The organism is Pseudomonas sp. TREG-RG-20F-10-E-6-01 (assembly GCF_022662455.1).
GTDB lineage: Bacteria > Pseudomonadota > Gammaproteobacteria > Pseudomonadales > Pseudomonadaceae > Aquipseudomonas.
The window spans coordinates 321,468-343,048 of sequence record NZ_JAKNQP010000007.1 but is presented as its reverse complement, the minus strand read 5'-3'; the positions used below and the strand labels follow the sequence as shown (position 1 = coordinate 343,048).

The 21,581-nt window shown below is 62.4% G+C and carries 24 protein-coding genes; 8 read left to right on the top strand and 16 right to left on the bottom strand.

Features of this window, described 5'->3' with window-relative positions:
• Positions 1 to 7 precede the first annotated feature (7 nt).
• Positions 8 to 799, top strand: a complete 792-nt coding sequence (locus tag L8K08_RS21520; protein ID WP_242199848.1) for a transporter substrate-binding domain-containing protein — start codon at positions 8 to 10, stop codon at positions 797 to 799.
• A 221-nt stretch (positions 800 to 1,020) separates the two neighbouring features.
• Positions 1,021 to 2,907, top strand: a complete 1,887-nt coding sequence (locus tag L8K08_RS21515; protein ID WP_145157662.1) for a DEAD/DEAH box helicase — start codon at positions 1,021 to 1,023, stop codon at positions 2,905 to 2,907.
• A 69-nt stretch (positions 2,908 to 2,976) separates the two neighbouring features.
• On the opposite strand, the gene L8K08_RS21510 is transcribed toward L8K08_RS21515, so the two are convergent.
• Positions 2,977 to 3,573, bottom strand: coding sequence for a YceI family protein (locus L8K08_RS21510; protein WP_106575642.1), 597 nt, complete (start codon positions 3,571 to 3,573; stop codon positions 2,977 to 2,979).
• Between the two features lie 32 nt (positions 3,574 to 3,605).
• Positions 3,606 to 4,157, bottom strand: coding sequence for a cytochrome b (locus L8K08_RS21505; protein WP_106575643.1), 552 nt, complete (start codon positions 4,155 to 4,157; stop codon positions 3,606 to 3,608).
• Positions 4,158 to 4,430: 273 nt separating this feature from the next.
• Here L8K08_RS21505 and L8K08_RS21500 point away from each other — a divergent pair, with 273 nt between their 5' ends.
• Both L8K08_RS21500 and L8K08_RS21495 read left to right on the top strand, forming a co-directional pair.
• A complete protein-coding gene (locus L8K08_RS21500; RefSeq protein WP_242199847.1) occupies positions 4,431 to 5,837 on the top strand; it encodes an adenosylmethionine--8-amino-7-oxononanoate transaminase in 1,407 nt (468 codons plus the stop codon).
• Positions 5,838 to 5,869: 32 nt separating this feature from the next.
• Complete coding sequence (locus tag L8K08_RS21495) at positions 5,870 to 6,589, top strand: 16S rRNA (uracil(1498)-N(3))-methyltransferase (protein WP_145157669.1); 720 nt, start codon at positions 5,870 to 5,872, stop codon at positions 6,587 to 6,589.
• 130 nt (positions 6,590 to 6,719) lie between these two features.
• Here the strand turns inward: L8K08_RS21495 and L8K08_RS21490 are convergent, their stop codons facing one another.
• Entirely contained in the window at positions 6,720 to 7,622 is a 903-nt protein-coding gene (locus tag L8K08_RS21490) for a transporter substrate-binding domain-containing protein (protein WP_242199846.1), read from the bottom strand.
• A gap of 28 nt (positions 7,623 to 7,650) precedes the next feature.
• Complete coding sequence (locus L8K08_RS21485; RefSeq protein ID WP_242199845.1) at positions 7,651 to 8,892, bottom strand: D-amino acid dehydrogenase; 1,242 nt, start codon at positions 8,890 to 8,892, stop codon at positions 7,651 to 7,653.
• Between the two features lie 108 nt (positions 8,893 to 9,000).
• Between L8K08_RS21485 and L8K08_RS21480 the strand changes: the two genes are divergently transcribed.
• Positions 9,001 to 9,903 carry a LysR family transcriptional regulator gene (locus L8K08_RS21480; protein WP_242199844.1) on the top strand — a complete coding sequence of 301 codons (903 nt, stop codon included), beginning with the start codon at positions 9,001 to 9,003 and terminating at the stop codon, positions 9,901 to 9,903.
• 126 nt (positions 9,904 to 10,029) lie between these two features.
• On the opposite strand, the gene L8K08_RS21475 is transcribed toward L8K08_RS21480, so the two are convergent.
• Positions 10,030 to 10,647: a hemolysin III family protein gene (locus tag L8K08_RS21475; RefSeq protein ID WP_242199843.1), complete on the bottom strand. Its 618-nt coding sequence runs from the start codon at positions 10,645 to 10,647 to the stop codon at positions 10,030 to 10,032.
• A gap of 175 nt (positions 10,648 to 10,822) precedes the next feature.
• On the opposite strand from L8K08_RS21475, the gene L8K08_RS21470 reads away from it, so the two are divergent.
• The 3 genes from L8K08_RS21470 to L8K08_RS21460 are packed head-to-tail and all read left to right on the top strand — an operon-like array spanning position 10,823 to position 12,883.
• Positions 10,823 to 11,389, top strand: a complete 567-nt coding sequence (locus L8K08_RS21470; protein ID WP_106575650.1) for a chromate transporter — start codon at positions 10,823 to 10,825, stop codon at positions 11,387 to 11,389.
• Positions 11,389 to 11,931: a chromate transporter gene (locus L8K08_RS21465; protein WP_145157682.1), complete on the top strand. Its 543-nt coding sequence runs from the start codon at positions 11,389 to 11,391 to the stop codon at positions 11,929 to 11,931. Before L8K08_RS21470 ends, L8K08_RS21465 begins: the two co-directional genes overlap by 1 nt.
• A 37-nt stretch (positions 11,932 to 11,968) precedes the next feature.
• Positions 11,969 to 12,883, top strand: coding sequence for a LysR substrate-binding domain-containing protein (locus L8K08_RS21460; protein ID WP_242199842.1), 915 nt, complete (start codon positions 11,969 to 11,971; stop codon positions 12,881 to 12,883).
• A gap of 102 nt (positions 12,884 to 12,985) precedes the next feature.
• Here the strand turns inward: L8K08_RS21460 and madM are convergent, their stop codons facing one another.
• The 11 genes from madM to L8K08_RS21405 form a co-directional block, all read right to left on the bottom strand.
• Positions 12,986 to 13,750, bottom strand: a complete 765-nt coding sequence (madM, locus tag L8K08_RS21455; RefSeq protein ID WP_145157686.1) for a malonate transporter subunit MadM — start codon at positions 13,748 to 13,750, stop codon at positions 12,986 to 12,988.
• A gap of 1 nt (position 13,751) precedes the next feature.
• Positions 13,752 to 14,156, bottom strand: coding sequence for a malonate transporter subunit MadL (gene madL / locus L8K08_RS21450; protein WP_106575654.1), 405 nt, complete (start codon positions 14,154 to 14,156; stop codon positions 13,752 to 13,754).
• Positions 14,157 to 14,223: 67 nt separating this feature from the next.
• Positions 14,224 to 15,123 carry a malonate decarboxylase subunit epsilon gene (mdcH, locus tag L8K08_RS21445; RefSeq protein ID WP_242199836.1) on the bottom strand — a complete coding sequence of 300 codons (900 nt, stop codon included), beginning with the start codon at positions 15,121 to 15,123 and terminating at the stop codon, positions 14,224 to 14,226.
• Positions 15,120 to 15,716, bottom strand: a complete 597-nt coding sequence (locus L8K08_RS21440) for a malonate decarboxylase holo-ACP synthase (RefSeq protein WP_242199835.1) — start codon at positions 15,714 to 15,716, stop codon at positions 15,120 to 15,122. Before L8K08_RS21440 ends, mdcH begins: the two co-directional genes overlap by 4 nt.
• Positions 15,710 to 16,480 carry a biotin-independent malonate decarboxylase subunit gamma gene (mdcE, locus tag L8K08_RS21435; RefSeq protein WP_242199833.1) on the bottom strand — a complete coding sequence of 257 codons (771 nt, stop codon included), beginning with the start codon at positions 16,478 to 16,480 and terminating at the stop codon, positions 15,710 to 15,712. The genes L8K08_RS21440 and mdcE overlap by 7 nt, the downstream gene beginning before the upstream one ends.
• The gene (locus tag L8K08_RS21430; RefSeq protein WP_242199832.1) at positions 16,477 to 17,319 is read right to left on the bottom strand and encodes a biotin-independent malonate decarboxylase subunit beta; all 843 of its coding nucleotides are present in this window, start codon (positions 17,317 to 17,319) and stop codon (positions 16,477 to 16,479) included. The genes mdcE and L8K08_RS21430 overlap by 4 nt, the downstream gene beginning before the upstream one ends.
• Positions 17,312 to 17,611, bottom strand: coding sequence for a malonate decarboxylase subunit delta (locus L8K08_RS21425; RefSeq protein WP_056857713.1), 300 nt, complete (start codon positions 17,609 to 17,611; stop codon positions 17,312 to 17,314). Before L8K08_RS21425 ends, L8K08_RS21430 begins: the two co-directional genes overlap by 8 nt.
• Positions 17,611 to 18,444, bottom strand: coding sequence for a triphosphoribosyl-dephospho-CoA synthase (locus L8K08_RS21420; RefSeq protein WP_242199831.1), 834 nt, complete (start codon positions 18,442 to 18,444; stop codon positions 17,611 to 17,613). Before L8K08_RS21420 ends, L8K08_RS21425 begins: the two co-directional genes overlap by 1 nt.
• Complete coding sequence (gene mdcA, locus L8K08_RS21415) at positions 18,445 to 20,115, bottom strand: malonate decarboxylase subunit alpha (RefSeq protein WP_145157701.1); 1,671 nt, start codon at positions 20,113 to 20,115, stop codon at positions 18,445 to 18,447. It abuts the gene before it with no gap.
• A gap of 259 nt (positions 20,116 to 20,374) precedes the next feature.
• On the bottom strand, positions 20,375 to 20,809 hold the full coding sequence (locus L8K08_RS21410) for a hypothetical protein (protein WP_242199830.1): 435 nt from the start codon (positions 20,807 to 20,809) through the stop codon (positions 20,375 to 20,377).
• Complete coding sequence (locus L8K08_RS21405; RefSeq protein ID WP_242199829.1) at positions 20,772 to 21,401, bottom strand: nucleotidyltransferase domain-containing protein; 630 nt, start codon at positions 21,399 to 21,401, stop codon at positions 20,772 to 20,774. The genes L8K08_RS21410 and L8K08_RS21405 overlap by 38 nt, the downstream gene beginning before the upstream one ends.
• Positions 21,402 to 21,581: the final 180 nt, after the last annotated feature.

The window sequence follows — 21,581 nt, the reverse complement described above, 5'->3', positions numbered from 1 at the left end:
TCAGGGCATGCCTGTCATTCTCAAGTTGTTGACTGCTGTGTTTTTTACTTGCCTGAGCCTCACCGCTTTCGGTGAGAAACTGCGCATTGTCACCGAGCCCTGGGCCCCCTACGTCTACGACGACAAGGGCAGCATGCGCGGGCTGGATTACGAAACCACGGTAACCGTGTTCCAACGCCTGGGCGTGGACGTGCAATGGCAATTCCTGCCCTGGAAGCGCTGCCTGGCGATGCTCGACCAGGGCAATGCCGATGGCGCGCTGGACATCTTTCACAGCCATGAGCGCGACGCCTTGCTGCTTTACCCCAGCGAGCCGCTGTCGGATGTCGAGTTCGTGCTGTTCTACGCCAACGACCGCCCTCATCCGGCCGAAACCCTCGATGATCTGCGCGGGCTCACCATCGGTACATCCCCGGGCTACCTCTACGGCGAAGATTTCAGCGAGTCGACCTTGTTCAACCGCGAGCCGGCGCCCAGCCATGAGGCCAACTTCGGCAAGCTGTCGCTGGGGCGCATCGATCTGGTCATTACGGACCGCCGAGTGGGCCAGCATGTGATCAAGGCCATGGGCCTGGAAGGCAAGGTCAGCCAGGCGCCCTTGGTGGTCAGCCGCCAGCCGCAGTTTCTCGCGGTGCGCCGTGGCGCCGGCATGGATTTGCTGGTGCAGCGCTTCGCCGCCGAGCTCAAGCGCTTCAAACAAGAGCCGGCTTACGCCGCCTTGAGCGCAAAATACGGTGGAATCCAGGCCATTACGGCCTCTGAACACACCGTTGAGCAGCAGGAAAGCAGCGCGCCGTGATTGCTCTGTTATACTCCGGCCTTTCCGCCAGGCTCACGCCCGGCCGCTGAGGTCTTGAAAAAGGCACCTAACCCAGCTACTGCGCAGCTTTCAGCCCGCGCGAGCCGGTGGAGTGCCCGCCAGACGCAGCAGGACCGGACGGGGTTGCGCTCCCCTAAGCGCCATTCACGCCCGGCAAGATTATCCCTTTGGGCCAAGCCCTAACTAAAACAGGATTACTCATGTCCTTTGCTTCCCTCGGTCTCTCCGAGGCTTTAGTCCGCGCCATCGAGGCAGCGGGCTATACCGAGCCTACTCCGGTGCAACAGCGGGCCATTCCCGCCGTGTTGCAAGGTCGCGACCTGATGGTTGCGGCTCAGACAGGTACTGGTAAAACCGGTGGTTTCGCCCTCCCGATTCTGGAGCGCTTGTTCCCCAACGGTCACCCGGACAAATCCCAGCGTCACGGCCCGCGCCAACCGCGCGTACTGGTCCTGACCCCTACCCGCGAACTCGCCGCCCAAGTGCACGACAGCTTCAAGCTGTATGCCCGCGACTTGAAGTTCGTCAGCGCCTGCATCTTCGGCGGTGTCGGCATGAACCCACAGGTTCAGGCCATGTCCCGCGGTGTTGACGTGCTGGTCGCCTGCCCGGGTCGTTTGCTCGACCTGTGCGGCCAAGGCAGCGTTGACTTGTCCCACGTGGAAATCCTCGTGCTGGACGAAGCCGACCGCATGCTCGACATGGGCTTTGTCCATGACGTGAAAAAGGTCCTCGCCCGCCTGCCGGCCAAACGTCAAAACCTGCTGTTCTCGGCAACGTTCTCCCAGGACATCACCGCCCTGGCCGGCAAGCTGCTGCACAACCCGGAACGCATCGAAGTCACGCCGCCGAACACCACGGTCGAGCGGATCGAGCAACGCGTATTCCGCCTGGCTGCCAGCCACAAGCGTGCGCTGCTGGCCCACCTGATCACCGCCGGCGCCTGGGAACAAGTGCTGGTGTTTACCCGCACCAAGCACGGCGCCAACCGCCTGGCCGAGTACCTGGACAAGCACGGCCTTACCGCCGTCGCCATCCACGGCAACAAGAGCCAGAACGCGCGCACCAAAGCCCTGGCCGATTTCAAGGCCGGTGAAGTGCGCATCCTGGTCGCCACCGACATCGCCGCGCGCGGCCTGGATATCGACCAACTGCCACACGTAGTCAACTTCGAGCTGCCAAACGTCGACGAAGACTATGTGCACCGTATCGGCCGTACTGGCCGTGCCGGTCGCTCGGGCGAGGCCATTTCGCTGGTCGCCCCGGACGAAGAAAAACTGCTGAAAAGCATCGAGCGCATGACCAAGCAGAAAATCGCCGACGGCGACCTGATGGGCTTCGATGCCAGCGCCGTAGAGGCTGAAAAGCCTGAAGTGCGCGAGCGTCCGGATGTGCGTAACCCACGCAACCCACGCGGTCCGAAGGGCGATGGCCCGAACGGCGGCGGTGGTGGCGGTGGCCGTCGCGACAAAGGCAAGGACAAGGGCGGCAAGGAAAAAGCGCCTACCAACGGCCGTGGCGAACGCCCAGCCCGTGAGCAAAAGCCCCGTGAAGGCACCCCGGCCCGCGAACAGCGCCAGCCAAGCCAGCCGCCACGCGCCGCCGCCGACCGCGCCCCGGACGAGTTCCTCGACGACGACGTGGATAACTTCGGTAACCGCGTCGACTACGTGCCTCAGGCCAAACCGGCCCAGGGCCGTGGCCGTCGTCCAGGTGCACCGGCACAGGGTGCAGGCGCAGGTGCTCCACGTGGCGGCCAGCCGCAGGGCGGCCGTCAGAATGGTCCGCGCAACAGCAGCGGCGGCACCACCGGCACGCCGCCTGCCAAACGCAGCGGCCCGCGCAATGGCGCACCGCGTGACGGTCAAGCCCGTCGCGAAGACTCGCGCAGCAACAACCGCCGCCCGGCCCGTGACGACCAGCCACGCTCGTCCGAACCTGCCGTGCAGAACCCGCGCGGTGGCCCGGCGCCGAAAATCATCCACAAGGAGTCGAAGGCTGACCGCTTCCCGACACCCGAGCAGTTGGATCAACTGCCAGGCCGTCCTCGTGGTGAAAAACCCGCGTTGCTGACCCGCAACCGCTGATTTTCAACGCGCCATAAAAAATGCCCCGCATCCAAAGATGCGGGGCATTTTTTGTGTGCGAGGCGAAAATTACTTCGCTTTCACACCTTCAAACGTCACGTACAACTCAACCGAGTTGGACGCTGGGCCCAGGTCCATCTGCTTGCCGAAGTCCTGGCGATTGATGGTGGTGGTGCCTTCGAAGCCGGCACGGTAGCCGCCCCATGGATCCTTGCCTTCACCCAGGAACGTGGCCTTGACCACTACTGGCTTGGTCACGCCCAGCAGGGTCAGGTCGCCGGCTACGTCAGCAGTGACTTTGCCATCAGCATTCTTGCCGGTTGGCGTGACCTTGGTGGACACGAACTTGGCGTCGGCAAACTTGGCAACGTCCAGGAAGTCTTTGCTGGCGATGTGCTTGTCACGTTCGGCGTGGTTGGTGAACACGCTGGCGGTGCGCACGTTCACTTCGATCTTGGCATCTTCAGGCTTGGCAGCGTCGAAGCTGAACTTGCCGTCCAGGTCCTTGAAGGTACCGGTGATGTAGCTGTAGCCCAAGTGGCTGATCTTGAAGTCGACGAAGGCGTGCTGGCCTTCTTTGTCGATCACGTAGTCAGCGGCCATCGCTGAACCGGCGGACAGCAGAGCAGAACCGATTGCCAGAGCGGCGAGTGTCTTTTTCAACATGCTTTCTATTCCTTGTGAGTCGAGGTTGAACATCAGGCTTTGCGCCCCAGCATTCGCAGGAGGGTCGCATCACGATCGATAAAGTGGTGTTTCAATGCAGCCACGCCGTGCAAACCGGCAAAGACCACCAACACCCAGGCAAGGTACAAGTGCACCACACCGGCTGTGTCTGCCTGGTCCGGTAGCCCGGAAACCACGGCAGGAATCTCAAACAGGCCAAACACCGGGATACCGACACCGTCTGCGGTGGAAATCAGGTAACCGGCAATCATCACGGCAAACAGCCCGAGATACAGGAACGCATGGCCAAACGCAGCACCCAAACGGGTCAAACGACTGTAGCTGGCCAGCGGCGGCGGTGGCGGGCTGACCAAACGCCAGACGATGCGCACGAGCATGATGGCGAACAGCGTGATGCCGATGCTCTTGTGCAGGTCGGGCGCGTCTTTGCGCCAGGCGCTGTAGTAGTCGAGACCGACCATCCACAGGCCCAGCGCGAACAACCCAAACACCACCAGGGCCACGCCCCAGTGCAAAACCATGCTGACCCAACCATAGCGGGCCGGTGAATTACGTAGCTGCATGTCCCAAATCCCGTAAGAACTGTGCCCAAGACTAGCGATTTACCTATCGAATTAAAGCGGAAAATTTCGCTTTGAAATATCGAGAAATACGATCAAGAGGTTATGCACAGTACGTTAACAATGGATTAAGGACTATTCCTGAGAAACGTGACAGACCGTCCCGCGTTTACTGCCAATTCATCCGTAATGGGTTGTGACACCGCCTGGCATTGCATAGGCTTGCGCGATTGTTACGCCTGCGCCGGCCGCAGGACCGCTTCGAGGAGATAACCGATGGGCTTGAATAACCAGTGGATGCAACGCGACCTCGCGGTGCTCTGGCATCCCTGCACCCAAATGAAAGACCACCAGCAACTGCCGCTGATCCCGATCAAGCGCGGTGAAGGCGTGTGGCTGGAAGACTTCGAAGGCAAGCGCTACCTCGATGCGGTCAGTTCCTGGTGGGTCAACGTATTCGGGCACGCCAACCCGCGCATCAACCAGCGCATCAAGGATCAGGTCGACCAACTGGAACACGTGATCCTCGCCGGGTTCAGCCACCAGCCGGTGATCGAGCTGTCCGAACGCCTGGTCAAAATGACGCCCGAAGGCCTGACCCGCTGCTTCTACGCCGATAACGGTTCGTCGTGCATCGAAGTCGCGCTGAAGATGAGCTTTCACTACTGGCTCAACCGCGGCCTGCCGAACAAAAAGCGCTTCGTGACCCTCACCAACAGCTACCACGGCGAAACCATCGCCGCGATGTCGGTGGGCGATGTGCCGTTGTTTACCGAGACCTACAAGGCCTTGCTGCTGGACACCATCAAGGTGCCGAGCCCGGACTGCTACCTTCGCCCCGAAGGCATGAGCTGGGAAGAACATTCCCGGAACATGTTCCTGGCCATGGAACAGACCCTCGCCGAAAACCACGCCAGCGTGGCCGCCGTGATCGTCGAACCGCTGATCCAGGGCGCCGGCGGCATGCGCATGTACCATCCGGTGTACCTCAAGCTGCTGCGCGAGGCCTGTGACCGCTACGGCGTGCACCTGATCCACGACGAAATCGCCGTGGGCTTCTGCCGTACCGGCACGATGTTCGCCTGTGAACAGGCCGGCATCCGTCCGGACTTCCTGTGCCTGTCCAAGGCCCTCACCGGCGGCTACCTGCCGTTGGCCGCCGTGGTCACCACCGACGACGTCTACGACGCCTTCTACGACGACTACCCGACCCTGCGCGCCTTCCTGCACTCCCACAGCTACACCGGCAACCCGCTGGCCTGCGCGGCGGCCCTGGCGACCCTGGATATTTTCGAAGAAGACAACGTCATCGAAAACAACAAGGCGCTGGCCCAGCGCATGGCCACCGCCACCGCGCACCTGGCGGACCACCCGCACGTGTCGGAAGTGCGCCAGACCGGCATGGTGCTGGCCATCGAGATGGTCCAGGACAAAGCCACCAAGACCGCCTACCCGTGGCAGGAACGCCGTGGCCTGAAAGTCTTCGAACATGCCCTGGAGCGCGGCGCGCTGTTGCGGCCATTGGGCAGCGTGGTGTATTTCCTGCCGCCGTATGTGATCACACCGGAGCAGATCGACTTTTTGGCGCAAGTGGCCAGTGAAGGCATCGATATCGCCACCAACGATAAAGTCAGCGTTGCGGTGCCGAAAGACTTCCACCCAGGCTTCCGTGATCCGGGCTGATAGCACCTACTTAAATTTTCCAGAGAACAGAAATGAGACTGTCCCGCTTTTTCACCGACACCCCGCTGAGCCTCGGCGAGCACGAACTGCCCGAAGCCCAGGCCCACTACATCAGCCGTGTATTGCGCATGGGCGAAGGCGATGCCGTGCAACTGTTCGACGGCTCCGGCCAGGAGTTTTTGGGCACGTTGCTGGAGGTCGGTAAAAAACGCGTCAGCGTGCAGCTCACGCAAAGCTTCGCAGGCCAGAGCGAATCGCCGCTGCACATTCACCTCGGCCAGGGCCTGTCCCGGGGCGAGCGTATGGACTGGGCAATTCAGAAAGCCACCGAGCTGGGCGTGAATGAAATCACGCCGATTTTCAGCGACCGCTGCGAAGTGCGCCTCAAGGACGAGCGCGCCGACAAACGCCTGCTGCACTGGCGCCAGGTGGCGATCAGCGCGTGCGAGCAATGCGGGCGTTCGACGGTGCCGGTGATTCATCCGCCGCTGCTGCTGGCCGACTGGTTGAAGCAGGCCGAGGCGGAGTTGAAGCTGGTGCTGCACCCGGTGGCCGCGCCGATGATCAGCCATGCCAAGCCTGCCAGCCTGGCGTTTTTGATCGGGCCTGAAGGTGGCTTGACCGATAACGAAGTCGACACCGCCCAAAGCGCCGGCTTCCACGCCGCCCGCCTCGGCCCGCGCGTGCTGCGCACTGAAACGGCGCCAGTGGTGGCGCTGGCCGTCGCCCAGCAACTGTGGGGCGACTTCTAACCCCGCTGTGCAAACCCAAACCCAATGTGGGAGCGGGCTTGCTCGCGAAGGCAGTGTGTCAGTTGATAAATAGGCTGACTGATCCACCGCATTCGCGAGCAAGCCCGCTCCCACATTTTGGATTGGGTTGTCAGTCCACCGGGTCACTGACCGGCCTGGCAATAATCGCCTTCAACTCAGCCGTCATCGGGAACTCCAGGTTCAAACCCTTGGGCGGGATCGGCTGTTCAAACCAGCGCTGGTAAATCCCGTTGATTTCCCCGGAGCGGTAAAGGTCAGCCAGCGTCTCGTTGACCACCGCCAGAAACTGCGGGTCGTCCTTGCGCACCATGCAGCTGTAGATCTCCCGCGACTGCTCCATGCCCACCACCACCCAGCGGTGCGGGTCGCGGGCCTTGGCGCGCTCGCCGTAGAGCAGCGCGTCATCCATGTAGAACGCCGCCGCGCGGCCGGTCTCGAGCATGTTGAAGGCTTCGCCGTGGTCCTTGGCACTGATCACCGACAGGTTGCTTTTGTGTTCGGCGTTGTAGTGCTTGAGGTACCGCTCATTGGTGGTGCCGGCGGTGGTCACCACGTTCTTGCCCTTGAGGTCGTCAAACCCGTTGATGCCGCTGTCCTTGGCGGTCAGCAACTGGCCCTTCACGTAGATAAACCCGTACGAAAACGCCACCTGTTTCTGGCGCTCGGCGGTCACCCCGGTGGAGCCGCATTCCAGGTCCACAGTGCCGTTCTGCACCAGCGGGATGCGGGTCTGGGACGTCACCAGGGTGTACTTCACGCCAAGGTTGGGCACGCCGGTTTTCTGCTGGATGCGCTCGACGATCTTGCCCGCCAACTCCACTGAATAACCCATGGGCTGGCCGCTGTGGTCACCTACGTAGGAAAACGGCACAGACGCATCGCGGTAGCCCAGCGTGATGGACTTGGCGCTGGCGATCTTGCCCAACGTGCCGTCCAGAGGTGCTTCAGTCGCTTGAACCTGAGCGCCCAACAAAAGCCCCAGGGTGCAGCCGGTCAACAGGATTTTTTTCATTGTTATCCTCCGTTGGTAGTGTGACGAATCAAGCCGCGCGAGGCGCCAGGCCCTGCATATCAATGGAAGGCGCAAGCTGGCCGATCAGCTCGGCCAGCAGTTGGCCGCTGCCACAGGCCAAGGTAAAGCCGAGCGCACCGTGGCCCAGGTTCAGCCACAGATTGCGATATGCACTCGCGCCAATCAGCGGCACACCGGTCGGCGTGGCCGGGCGCATGCCGGCCCATTCGACCGCCTGGGCGTAATCGCCGCCATGGGGAAAGGTCTCCAGCGCCTGGCGCCTCATCAGCGCCAGGCGTTTGGGCTCAAGGCGGGCGTCAAAGCCGACAATGTCGACCATCGCGGCCACACGCAGCTGCTCGCCGATCCGGGCGTAGACGATCTTGCGATCGTAGTCGGTGATGCTCACATTCGGCGCCCGGTGCTGCACGCCAATCGGCACGCTCAGGCTGTAGCCTTTGAGCGGATACAGCGCAAGGGCCAGGCCCGGCAGCGCTAACTCGGCGCTGCGATGCCCGGCAGCGATTACAAGCTGGTCGACCGGCATCATTTCATCGCCTAAATCGATGGCCTGCACCGCACCGTCGCCGTGACGTAGCCCCGTAACCTTACGGCCAAGCAAAAAGGAACAGCGCCCGGAGGCCTCAAGCCGCGCGGCCAGTCGTTGGCAGAAGGCATGGCAATCTGCGACCTCTTCATTTGGCGTGTAAATACCGCCGACAAAACCGTCCCCCACCAGCGCCGGCTCCAGGCGCGCGCAATCGGCGGCCGACAGCACCTGCTGTTGCAGAAAATCGGTGACCTTGCTGCGCGCAAGCTCAAAGGTGCCGGTACTGCGAAAGGTCACCAGCTTGCCGTTGCGCCGCCAGTCGAAGCCGTCCAGGCGATCATCCTCGCGCCATTGCTGCAAAGTGGCCTGGCTCAAAGACGCCAGGCGCAGCAGGTGAGCGGCGTTACGCTTGTTCACCGAACCCCGGCAGGCGCCCAGAAAGGACGCCATCCAGCGCCATTGTCGGGGATCGAGACGCGGGCGCAGGGTCAACGGCGAGTCCCCACGCAGCAGCCAGCCCAGCGCTTGCAGAGGCACGCCGGCGTCGGCCAGCGGCGCGACATAGCGGTAAGACAGTTGCCCGCCGTTGGCAAAACTGGTTTCGCTGCCCAGGCTGTCGCGCGCGTCGATCACCGTGACTTCATGGCCTGCGCGCACCAGGGCGTATGCACTCGCCAGACCGATGACACCGCCGCCGATGATGCAAACCCGCTTGGCCATTCCCCTCACCCGCAATTGAATTGACAGGCCTCAAGCCTAGGGGCAGGTGACAGGCCACCGACAATGAATAAAGATGGCTCACCTATAAACAAAGGTTATGGACGTGCCATGCGCTTGCGTCATATCGAAATCTTCCAGGCCATCCGCCAGACCGGCTCCGTCAGCGCCGCCGCGCAGTTGCTGCATGTCTCGCAACCGGCGGTGACCAAAGTATTGCAGCATGCCGAGCTGCAACTGGGCTTCCCGCTGTTTCTGCGCGTGCGCGGCAAACTGCAGCCCACCCCGGAAGCCCTGGCGCTGGAAAGCGAAGTCGAGAAAGTTACCGAGAGCCTGCAAGGTGTACGGCGGCTGGCCAAGAGCTTGCGCCGCGAGCCGGGCCAGAGCGTGCGCATCGGTGCGATCCCTGCCCTGGCATTGTCATTGCTACCGCCTTCGATTCTGGAGTGGAAGCGCGCCTACCCGGACATCGCCTGCGAGCTGTCCAGCGACCATAGCCGGGAGCTGGTGCAGAAGCTGTTGATGCGTGAGATCGACCTGGCGCTGACGCTTAACTTCTCCGGCCATCCGGGTTTGACCACGCAAGTGTTGGCCAATGGGGGGCTGGTGGCGCTGGCTTCCAAGGGTTACTGGCCTGAGGCCCAAATGAGCAAACCGTTGCCACTGACTGACCTGGCGGGTGCGCCGTTGATTGGCCTGTCCAGTGCCGACCCCTTGGCGGCAAAGCTCGACAGCTACCTGGAAAATGTCGACCCGCCGCCACGAGTGACCATTTCTGTCCAAACCTATTCCCTGGCCCGGGCCATGGTGGAGTCCGGCGCCGGCCTGACCGTGATCGATCCCTTCACCGCCCTCGGCGCATCGACGGCCACCACCTGCATCCGCACGCTCACCCCGCCGCTGCCGATCACCCTGTACGCGCTGACCCGCGCCGATGAACCGCCGCCGCATATGCTGGCGAACCTGCTGCAGATTTTCGGCAAGCGCGCGTGTGAACTGCTGGAACGCTTGTGAGAGCACCATACAACCAATGTGGGAGCGGGCTTGCTCGCGAAGGCGGTGGGTCAGTCAGCTCATGTGTCACTGACAACCCGCCTTCGCGAGCAAGCCCGCTCCCACAGTTTTTGACCGCATCGGCTTTTAAAGCACGTAATGCATGATCGCCACAAAGTGCAGCAGGCTGCCGCCGATCACGAACAAGTGCCAGATCCCATGGGAGTGGCGCAGGCGATCTTCCAGGGCAAAAAAGATAATCCCGACGGTGTACAACACCCCGCCCGAGGCCAGCCATACAAACCCCGCCGTGCCCAGCGCAGCAAGCAGCGGCTTGACCGCCACCAGCACGATCCAGCCCATCACCGCGTAAATCACAATCGACAGAATGCGCGCCTCGGAGCGCGGCTTGATCTCTTGCAGGATGCCGATCACCGCCAGCCCCCACACGATTCCGAACAGTGTCCAACCCCACGGGCCGCGCAGCGTCACCAGGCAAAACGGTGTGTAGCTGCCGGCGATCAACAGGTAGATCGAAAAGTGGTCGACCTTCTGCATGATCTCTTTTCGTCGCCCGCGCACGCTGTGGTACACGGTGGACGCGCTGTACAGCACCAGCAGCGTAAAACCATAAATCGCCACGCTGACGATCTTCCAGGGGCTGCCGTCCAGGCTTGCCACCACCAACATCCACACTGCGCCAACAAAAGCTGCTACAGCCCCGACCAAATGGCTCCAGGCGTTAAATCGTTCCCCGTGATACATGTGTCACTCACCTCGAATAACCGTTCCCACCTTGAGCATTCTGACGCCACCCTACCGATATCAGGTAACACCCTTTCTTCATTTGCCCAAATACACGCGTCCATAGATGATTCGCTTCATCCTGTGGGAGCAGGCAAGCCAGCTCCCACCTAAAAGCGTCCTATCGGTAATTGCCATGCCCGAGCTAGAACCCGCCCCACCTCATCCCAGCCTATGGCAGCTGTTTTACAATTTTGCCATGGTCGGCCTGTTCGGCTTTGGCGGCGTGATGCCCTGGGCGCGGCAGATGATGGTCGACCGTCGCCGCTGGGTCAGTGAGCAAAGCTTCAATGAGCTGCTGACCACCGGCCAGTTCTTCCCCGGCCCCAATATCGCCAACGTCGGCATCATCTACGGCCGGCGCCTGCATGGCTTGCCCGGTGCGGTTGTGACCGTGTGCGGGCTGTACCTGTTCCCCTCGTTGATCACCGTGCTCGCCGGATTTGCCTATGCCAAGTGGTGGAGCCACGACGTGGTGCAGCAGATCTTCGGCGCGGTGATGCCGATTGCCACGGGTTTGATGCTCGGCACCACGCTGCGCCTGCTCAAGGCCATGCCCCGCACGCTCGCCAACTACAGCGCCTTCGTGTTGACCTTCGTATTGATGGCCGTCTTTGTGTTGCCGCTGTGGATGGTCTTGCTGATCTGCATTCCCAGCTCCCTGGCCTTGAGCTTTATCGGTTCGAACAAGGTGGCCGGCTGATGCAAACCGTCCTGTTGCACCTGATGATCCAATGCGCGCTGTGGTCGCTGATGGCGATTGGCGGCAACACGGTGGCCATCGGCGATATCCATCGCTACACCGTGGTCGATATGCACTGGATCACCGACGCGCAATTTGTCGCCTTCTTCGCCTTGTCCCAGGCGCTGCCGGGGCCCAACGGCATGTTCCTGGTGTTTATCGGCCAGCAGGCGGCGGGCTTGCCTGGCGCGCTGGTGGCGTTATTGGCCAAGCTGGTGCCCTGTTCGGTGCTGGCTTACCTGGGCGCCGGCTGGCTGGAACGGCACACCCGAACGCCGTGGGTGCAACGGGTTAAACGCAGCCTGCTGCCGATCTCCATCGGCCTGATTCTCGCCTCAACCTACATCCTGATGAACAGCCTGGAAAACAACGCGACCAGCCTGGTGCTGACCCTGGCCAGCGCCGCCGTGGTGTATTACACGCGGCTCAACGCGATCTGGCTGATCATCGGCGGCGTGCTGCTGGGCCTGGGCAGTGCATGGCTGGGAGTGAACTGCTTTTAGAGGCACAATCGACCGCATTCGACTAAGAGCCACGGCCATGCTGATCGACGAAGAATTCACCCTCAAGAAGCTCGAGATCTTCCTGGCGTTCATGCGCACCGGCAACCTGGCCCGCGCCGCCGCCGAGTTGCAAACCAGCAACGTCAGCGTGCACCGCGCCATCCACTCGCTGGAAAACGCGCTGCGCTGCCCGCTGTTCAAACACGAAGGGCGCAACCTCACCCCGCTGGAAAGCGCGTACGTGCTGGAGGAGCGCGCGCAAAAGCTGGTGGCCGACGTGGTCGACAGCGTGCGCCTGACCCGCGAAGCCGCGGGGTTCTCGGCTGAGCGCTTCAAGCTCGGCTCGCTGTATTCGCTGACGGTCAAAACTGTACCGCAGCTGATCATGGGCCTGAAAATCAGGCGCAGCGAACTCAATATCGACCTGATCCTGGGCTCCAACTTCGACCTGCTCTACAAGCTCAAGAACATGGAAGTGGACGCGATCCTGATCTCCCTCGACGAACGTGCCAACGACCCGGACTGCGAACAGATCGCGCTGTTCACCGACGACATCTTCCTCGCCACCCCAGCCGACTCACCCTTGGACCGCGAGCAGGAAATCGACCTGGCCGATGTGCGCGACGCGACCTTCATCACCCTCACCCAAGGCTTCGCCACGCACCAGGACGGCAACCGGGTGTTCAACCAGGCGGGGTTTGAGCCGAAGGTGGCGATGCAGGTCAATGACATCTTCACGCTGTTGAGCATGGTCAGTTCGGGCGTGGGTTATGCCCTGCTGCCGGGGCGGATTGCGGCGGTGTATGAGAACCGCGTGAAGCTGATACCGCTGCAACCCAGGTATCGGTTGCAGCAGCACATTGGCGTGGTGTTTTTGAAGGCCAAGGAGCGCGACCCGAATTTGCTGGCGTTGCTGGCAGAGTGTCGGATGTATGCCAATCGGCAGCCTTGAGACCGCCATCGCAGGCAAGCCAGCTCCCACAGTTGACTGTATTCACACATCAACATGTGGGAGCGGGCTTGCCCGCGATGAGGCCCTCAACACCAACAGCAATTAGCCGACTAAACCGCGCACGATGAAGTACAGCAACGACGGCCCAAGCAAACACCCAAGCCCGGTATGGAAAGTGGCAGTCAACGCCCCATACGGCACCAGCCGCCGATCTGTCGCCGCCAGCCCCGCCGTCACCCCACTCACCGTACCGGCCAGCCCACCAAACACCATCGCCGAGCGCGGGTTATCCAGGCCCATCCAGCGCGCCGCCACGGGCGTGCCGACCATCACCAGAATCGCCTTGATCAACCCTGTCGCAATCGACAGCGCCATCACATCCGAGGTCGCGCCAATCGCCGCACCGGTCACAGGGCCAACGATGTAAGTCACGGCACCCGCGCCGATGGTGGTCATGCTGATCGCATCGCGATACCCAAACGCCCAGGCCATGCTCGCGCCAACGATGAACGGCAGGATGGTGCCCAGCAGCAACGCAATCACACCGATCAGCCCGGCTTTGCGCGCCTCGGTGGCCTGCACTTCAAACGCGGTGGCAACAATGGCGAAATCGCGCAGCATCGCGCCGCCCATCAAGCCGATGCCGGAGAACAGCGCCATGTCCGCCAGGCCTTTTTGCCCGCCGGTGAGTGTGCCGCCGACCCAGGCCAACACCAGCCCGATCACGATGGCAATCGCCGAGCCATGAATGCGCCCGAACGTCAGGCGCTTGGACAGCACCACGGAAACCCACATCACCACACCGACGAAGGCAAACGCGGTGACCAGGCTGTTATTTTCCAAACCTTTTTCAATCAGAGGCCACATATCAGCGACCTCCCGCAGCAGCGATCAGCGGCTCTTCGGCGGGCAGGGGTTCACCCTTGTGCGTGCGGCTGATCAGGGCAATGGTGCAACCGCAGACCACCACCGAACCGATGGCGGCCAGCACAGCGACCGGGCCGCCGTGCAGCGCGGTCACCACGTTTTGTTGCGCGGCCATCGCCACCACCACCGGAATGTACATGGCGCCCCAAAAGCCCACGCCCATTTCGCAGTCTTTGGTCATGCCACCGTGTTTTTGCATCCACAAGCGCGCGCAGATCAACAGGATCATGGCGATCCCGACGCCGCCCACATTGGATTTGACGCCCAGCAACACACCGAGCATGTCGCCGAGGATCACTCCCGCCAACATGCAGATCGCCAGCAAGGCCACACCATAAATAATCATCGTTGTTGTCCTCAAAGTGCTTCATCGAAATTGTTGTTTTTGTGCTTCGAAAGCCTTGGGTGGAGCTTTATCGGTGGCGGCGTTCCTCCTCTTGCAGCAGTGCCTGCAGGGTGTCCAGGCGCGCGCCTTCGCAGGCGATCACCGTGCCCTGCTCAAACACGCGGCGTGACAGGCCAGTGAGCACCGCGCCCGGCGGCAGTTCGATTTGCAGGCGCACACCACGCTCGTAGGCGCTTTGCACGGTGCCGCGCCAATCGACGATGCGGCACATGTTGAAGGCCAGGTCGTCGCGCAGTTGCTCGGGGTTGTGAATCGGCCGCGCGCGGGCGCTGCTCAGGTAGGTAATGCGCGGCGCCTTGAGCGTGACGAATGCTTGCGCCAGCGCCTGGGCAGGCGCCTCCAGCAGCGCGCAATGCGACGGCACGCTGACCGCCAGGCGCTTGGCGATGCCATTGCCCTTGATGCGCGCTGCGACGAGCTTCATCGCCGCATCGCTGCCAGCAATCACGGTTTGGTTATCGGCGTTGATGTTGGCCAAATACACCGGCGTTTGCGGGCTGTGTATGTCGCTCAGTATGTTTTCGACTGTGGATAACTCAGGGCCGATCAGCGCGGTCATCCCAAAGCCTTGTGGATAAGCGTTTTGCATCAGCTCGCCGCGCAAGCTGACCAGTTTTACCGCGTCGGCAAACGCCAGGGCGCCCGCGATAACTGCCGCCGGGTAGGCGCCGATGGACAGGCCCGCCACGTAATCCGGCGTGTGTTGCAGCTGACGGGCATGGGCCACGCCGACAATCAGCAGGCACAGTTGAACAGCACGCGTACTCGCCAAGGCTTGCGCCGAATCGAGCAGGCGAACGTCTTCACCCAAGGCATCACTGGCCTCATCCAGAACGTCGGCCGCCAGCGCGCGGAGCATGCCCGTACGCTGGGCGCCCTGCCCCGGAAATACCAGAAGGCTGCTCATGCCACCGCCTGCCACGGGTCAACCACCAAGTGCGCGCCGCTGACGGTTTTCAGCAGTACTCGGTGCGAGCCTCCCGCCCACTCGCGCAAGGCGACGGCGCCAAACGGGGTTTGCAGTTGCAGGTCCACGGCACACGGCGCCGTGTCCAATATCGCGAGCAGGTCCTCGGCATCACCGCGCTCCAAACGCTGGGGCGTGCGCAGGATCAAATCCAGGTCGCTCTGCGCATGCAGTGCTTCAACTCCACTGGCCAACTCAAAACCCGCGCTGCCCGTGACGCCCCACGTCTCCTGCGCCAACACTGGCCGCAGTAGATCGAGCGCGCGCAACGCTGGTAAATCCCGTGATGAAGTCACAGCGCGCAGCGCCTCGGGCACTACTCGCCGTTGCACCGCCGCGACAGGCATCACGGCCGCAAACCGCTGCTCACGCAAACGCCCGCGTACGCCGACGGCCACCCGGCCCGGCTCGGCGATGGCGCGACGCACCACCACCGGATGACCGGCGTTGATAGCCTCCAACACCCAAGCCGGCGCGTCGGCGGGCAGATGCGCCGGGGCCATGCCCCAGAGCAAATCGTGAGCGTTCACCATTGCTCCCGCAGCAGTTGGCGTACGTGGCTGGAAGCAGCACGGTTGGTGGCGCCCAGGCGTCCTTTTAAATCGGGGCCCGCGACATCGTCGATGGCGTGCAGCAGGCAATCACTGACGCGCACCACATCGTCCGCCGTGGGGTGTTCAATCTGGCTGACCGACAGCGTCTCCCAGAGCAAACCAAGGCTGGCATAACTGTCGATGTCGTAGGCCATCGGCGGCACGCTGGCGGCCAGGGCTTCCAGCTCTTCGACACTGCGCAGGGTCACCCGCGCCGCCGACGACTTGCCCATCGCATGCACCATCACGCCGGGATCGCGCAGAGCAATCAGGCGGTTGGCCTGGTAGCCGTGGGCGAGGAACGCGCCGGACATGGCCTTGCCCACCAGCAGCGCAATCACCGGGTGCCCGGCCAACCGAGCGCGGGCGTAGCTGTCGGCGGCGGCGGCCAGGGCTTGATGGATGCCCAAGGCTTCTTCGCGACGGCCATAGGCTTGGCTGGGCACATCGACGATGGCGATGATCGGGCGCTTGTCGCCACGGGCGATGGCATCGTCCACGGCTTTGGCCAGGCCCCAGCCTTCGAGCAGGCCGACTTCGCCATTGCGCGCCCGCGGGAAACGGTTGTGCGCGTCGGTGACCACGGCGATGAAGCGCACGGCTTGCTCACCCAATACGCCGTCGGCGACTTTCAGCGAGGCCGGCAAACCGTCCACAGGTGTGGCGCCGGCACTCAATGCGTTGAACCACTGCAGGCCTCTCATGAGCGATCTCCTTGGTACAGGTCGCGCACCGTCGCCGCGTCGATTTGCGGCGTGGCGTCCAGCTCGGTCAGGCGCGTCAGGTAGAAATCGGCCTGACGGCTGCGCGGGTGTTCGGGCATACCTTGTTGCAACAGCGCGGTAACCGTCTGTTGGATCTGCGCCACATCGTCCGCCACGTAACGGTCAGCCAGGCCGCTGTTGAAGCGCTGTTCGCCGCCGGTGAGGCTCCAGATAAACGGGCGGTCGCGGGAGTCATATTCTTCCAGGCCTGCCTCCTGCTCGATCACTTGCGGGCCATTCAGGCCCAGGCGTGCTTCGCGAGTGACCACAAGGTAGCTGCACAGCCCAGCGGCGATGGACATGCCGCCAAAGCAACCGACACTGCCGGCCACCACGCCGATCACCGGCTGGTACTGGCGCAGGTCGACAATCGCCGCATGGATATCGGCAATCGCCGCGAGGCCGAGGTTGGCTTCCTGCAAGCGCACGCCGCCGGTTTCCAGCAACAGCACCGCGCCGGTCGGGATGCCCTTGCGGTTGTCTTCAGCCGCCAGCTCCAGGGCACCGGCAATTTTTGCACCGCCGACTTCACCGAGGCTGCCGCCCTGGAAGTTGCCTTCGATAGCGGCCACCACCACCGGCTTTCCGGCGATGCTGCCTTTGGCGATCACCACGCCGTCATCGGCCTGGGGCACCACGCCTTGGCGGCTGAGCCAGGGCGACATCACGCGTTGGAAGGGGTCGATCAGTTCGCGATACGTGCCGGCGTCGAGCAAGGCCTTGGCCCGCTGCCGTGCTCCCAATTCAACGAAGCTGTGTTTGCTGAGCAAGTCAGTCATGGCCGATCTCCTCGAAGCCTTGCTCCAGGCGCAAACGCACCACGCCGGGCGTGGCGCCGAAGTCGTGGATATCGATCTTCAACGCCGGCGGCGTGTGCTCCTGGAAGATCCGCTCGAACAGATGCTGCCAGCGTTGTTCGGCGCCATTCACCGAGGTCTGCACCTGAATGGTCAGCGTGCCGGGCGTGCCCGGTTCCAACAGCACTTCCAGGTCGCCGGAGCCGACGCAACCCACCAGCGCACGGCCTTTGGGCGGCTGCCCGGCGGGGAATTCAAAGGATAAGGTTTCCATCAAAACGCTCCGTCGAGGCGGTCGATAAACAGGCAGGCGGCCAACAGGTCGGCGGCGCCGCCGGGGGAGGCATTCAGGGCCAGCAATTGGTCGTCCAGTTCGTGCAATTGGCGGCGACCGGCGAGGGTCGCGCTGCCGCCTGCGTCCAGCACCGCTTGGGCGCCGCGTTGCATGGCGTGCAGGCCTTCGGTGCCGGCGCGGTAGAGCACGCAGGTGTCGGCCAGGTCAGTCATGATCGCGAGCAAGGCATCCAGGCGTGCGTTCTGCTCACCCGCGTTTTGCTGGCGGCTTTTGTGCAGTTGCGGCAGGCCACGTTGCATCACGGACGGGAAGCCCAGTTGTGCTTCTTCACGGGCACCGCGTGCGCCGTAGCGCTGAGCAACCTGGGCGCCGTGGCTCAGCGGCTGCGGGGCGTAGCGGTCGTTGAGCAGTGCCAACTTGGCCGCCGTCAGCGTGACGCTGCGTGGCTCCAGCGCCGCAGCAGCAGTGAGCAAACCGAGGGCCCAGATCGCGCCGCGATGGGTGTTCACGCCGTTGGTGGTGGTGAGCATCGCCTGCTCGCCTTCACGGCCGATGCGCCCGAGGGCTTCGCGCAAAGGCAAACCCACTTCGCCGAACTCAAGCGCGGCTTCCGCCATTTCCTTGAACATCGGCCACAGCGACAACGCCGAAGCGTGCATCAACCCCAGGTGCAAATCGCTGTGGGCACCATTGCCGCGGCGGTCCACCAAGGCGGGTTTGGGCGACAAGTCGGCCTCATCGATCAGCGCATCGACGGCCATGTCCGCCAGGCGATCAGCCAGGCTCAGTTCGTGCAGTTTAAGGGCGCGCATTTACCAGCTCCTGAACTTGGCGGGCGGGTTGTACAAGCCACCGGACCACTCCACCAGGTCGGCCACGCTTTTGGCGGCCAGCAGTTCGCGGGTGGCGTCGGTGCGGCGAATGCCGAGGTCTTCAGGCAAAGCGATCAGACCTTCGCGGCGCATGCGCGCGGTGTCCTTGGGGTTGTGGCGCAGGCCGATGGCGGTGACGCCAGCGACGGCGGCGATCATCGCCTGGCGCTCTTCCAGCGAGCGCGCCTTATACAGGTAGGCGATGCCTTCTTCGGTGAGCAGGTGGGTGACGTCGTCGCCGTAGATCATGATCGGCGCCAGCGGCATGCCGCTTTTGCGCGCCACTTCGACGGCGTCGAGGGTCTCGACGAAAGTGGGTTTGCCGCCTTCCTGGAAGGTTTCGACCATTTGTACAACCAACTTTTTGCCACGCTCAAGCAAGGCTTGCGGCGCGTCGTCGTGGCGCATGTCCAGCCAGGCCGGGGTGCCATGCCGACGGCCGCGCGGGTCGTGGCCCATGTTCGGCGCGCCACCAAACCCGGCGAGGCGGCCACGGGTGACGGTGGAGGAATGCCCGTCGCCATCCACTTGCAGAGTGGCGCCGATAAACAGGTCCACGGCGTATTGGCCGGCGAGCTGGCAGAACATCCGGTTGGAGCGCATCGAGCCGTCGCGGCCGGTGAAGAACACATCAGGCCGCGCGGCGATGTAGTTTTCCATGCCCAGTTCGGTGCCAAAGCAATGCACGCTTTCCACCCAGCCGCTTTCGATGGCGGGGATCAGGGTTGGGTGCGGGTTGAGGGTCCAGTTGCGGCAGATTTTGCCTTTAAGGCCGAGGGATTCGCCGTAAGTCGGCAGGATCAACTCGATGGCGGCGGTGTTGAACCCAATGCCGTGGTTGAGCGACTGCACATTGTGTTTTTCATAGATGCCACGGATCGCCATCATCGCCATCAGCACATGCACCGGCTTGATATGGCGCGGGTCGCGGGTGAACAGCGGCTCGATGTAGAACGGCTTGTCGGCCACCACCACAAAATCCACCCAGCTTGCGGGGATGTCGACGCGGGGCAAATCGGTAACGTCATCCACCAACTGGTTGACCTGCACGATGACGATGCCATCGCTGAACGCGGCAGGCTCGATCAACGCCGGGGTGTCTTCGGTGCTGGCGCCGGTGTAAATGTTACCGGCGCGGTCAGCCATGAAACCGGCCGAGAGCACGACGTTGGGAATCAGGTCCACCACCAGCCGCGCGTAGAGTTCGATGTAGGTGTGGATCGCGCCGATTTCCAGCAGGCCGTCTTCCAGCAGCTGGCTGATGCGCAGGGATTGGGTGCCGGCGAAAGAGAAGTCGAGCTTGCGGGCGATGCCCTTTTCAAACAGGTCCAAGTGCTCGGAACGGCCGACACTGGGCATGATCATGTGCAAATCGTGGAGCTTGGCCGGGTCGGCCTTGGCCAGGGAGCGCGAGAGGAAGTCGGCCTGCTTCTGGTTGTTGCCCTCCAGCACCACGCGGTCGCCAGGGAGAATCAGCGCTTCCAGGGCCTCGACGATTCTGTCACTGGGCAACACCGCCCCGTCTGCGTATTTTTTGACCAGCCCGAGGCGCCGCTGTTTCTCGTCGCGCCGCCGCGTCCAGCGCGAGTCGGGGGTGATGGTTGTTGTCATGGTCGCTCCACGGGGTTTGCTGTCGTGGGCTGTACCTTAGGAGTGAACGTGGGGGGTATCAATCAAGCCCAACGGCGGATCGTTACGGTTGGAGTAATGGATCGTCAGCAATCGCGGACTCAAGCCGAACAAAGATTAAAAATGGGGGAGCTCGCTGCCTGCGATTGCGGACTGTCAGTCGACATATCTGCAGCTGATCTACCGCTATCGCAGGCAAGCCAGCTCCCACATTTGATTGGCGGTGTTGCGAAGAATCACGTCATTGCCACTGACGCACAGCCAACACATCTTCCACTCTATTCAGCAGAGACATCGCGCCCCCCATCAACTGCCCAAGCAACGCCTCATCCTCATCCATATACCCTTCATATTCCGCCAGGTTTCGGCGCTCATGACATAACGCCAGTAACCTCACCTGCACCCTGCTCACGTCGGCGGAGTGAATCAGACATTGAAAGACCAGATAGCGTTTGTCAGAACGATACCCTTGCAGGCGCAAGGCCGTGAGCGCGATGGCGTGGGCGGCGTTGTAGGCCAAGTCGAAACGACTGGCGAACGATAGCTGTGGGTTACCCGCATCCCTTAACCGATCCCGCGCCGAGCGCATCAGCCCGTCACACTCCTTGCGATCCGGCGGCTCAGCCTTCAAGCCACCGCTACGTTGCAGATTTTCCAGATTTGCCTTGCTGTCCATCCATGGATTCCAGGGGGTTGCCCCCGATCAGATTGATCTTGTCCTGCTGCACGACCCGCTGCACAAAACTGTTCCCGGCATTCCATTTGCCGATCCAGTCTTCAGGGGTGTAAAGCGTTGGGTTGATGGTGCGGCCCAGTTGCTCTTCCAGCGGTATGAGCTGCTCCATGACTTCACTGTAGTTGAGGCTTTCGCCGATCAGCATCAGATCTATGTCACTGGATGAGTGCGCCTCACCCTTGGCGATGGAGCCGTAGATAAAGGCCCAGGTTATCTGCTCGGCGAACGGTGCCAATGCATTGCGCAGGGGTTCATCCAGGCTCAGGGTCTTGCGCACGATGGCCAACAACTCCGAGTAAATCGGGCATTGGGGGTTGGCCTGGTAATGGGTCTGATTGCCTTGGCGCGTCATGCTCAAGATACCCGCCAACTGCAAACGCTCCAGCTCGCGGGTAAGGCTGCCCTTGCCCACCTGGGCCCAGCGCGCGATCTCGTTGGTAAAGAAACTTTGATCGGGCTTGCCGAAAAGCAGGCCCAGCACTTTCTGCTGAGTGTTGGTGAAGAGTGCAGTGCTGAGCGGCAAGGTTTGCATGGCAGCGGCCAAAGAGTCCCAAAAAGGGAACGATAGGTCCCTTTTTGGGAACGATCAAGTTTTAAGGGGATGGGATATTGGAAATGATCAATCAGCAAATACTGGATCCGAGCCGAATGAAGATCGAAAGGTGGGAGCTGGCTTGCCTGCGATAGCGGTGGGTCAGCTATTAAGATGTCG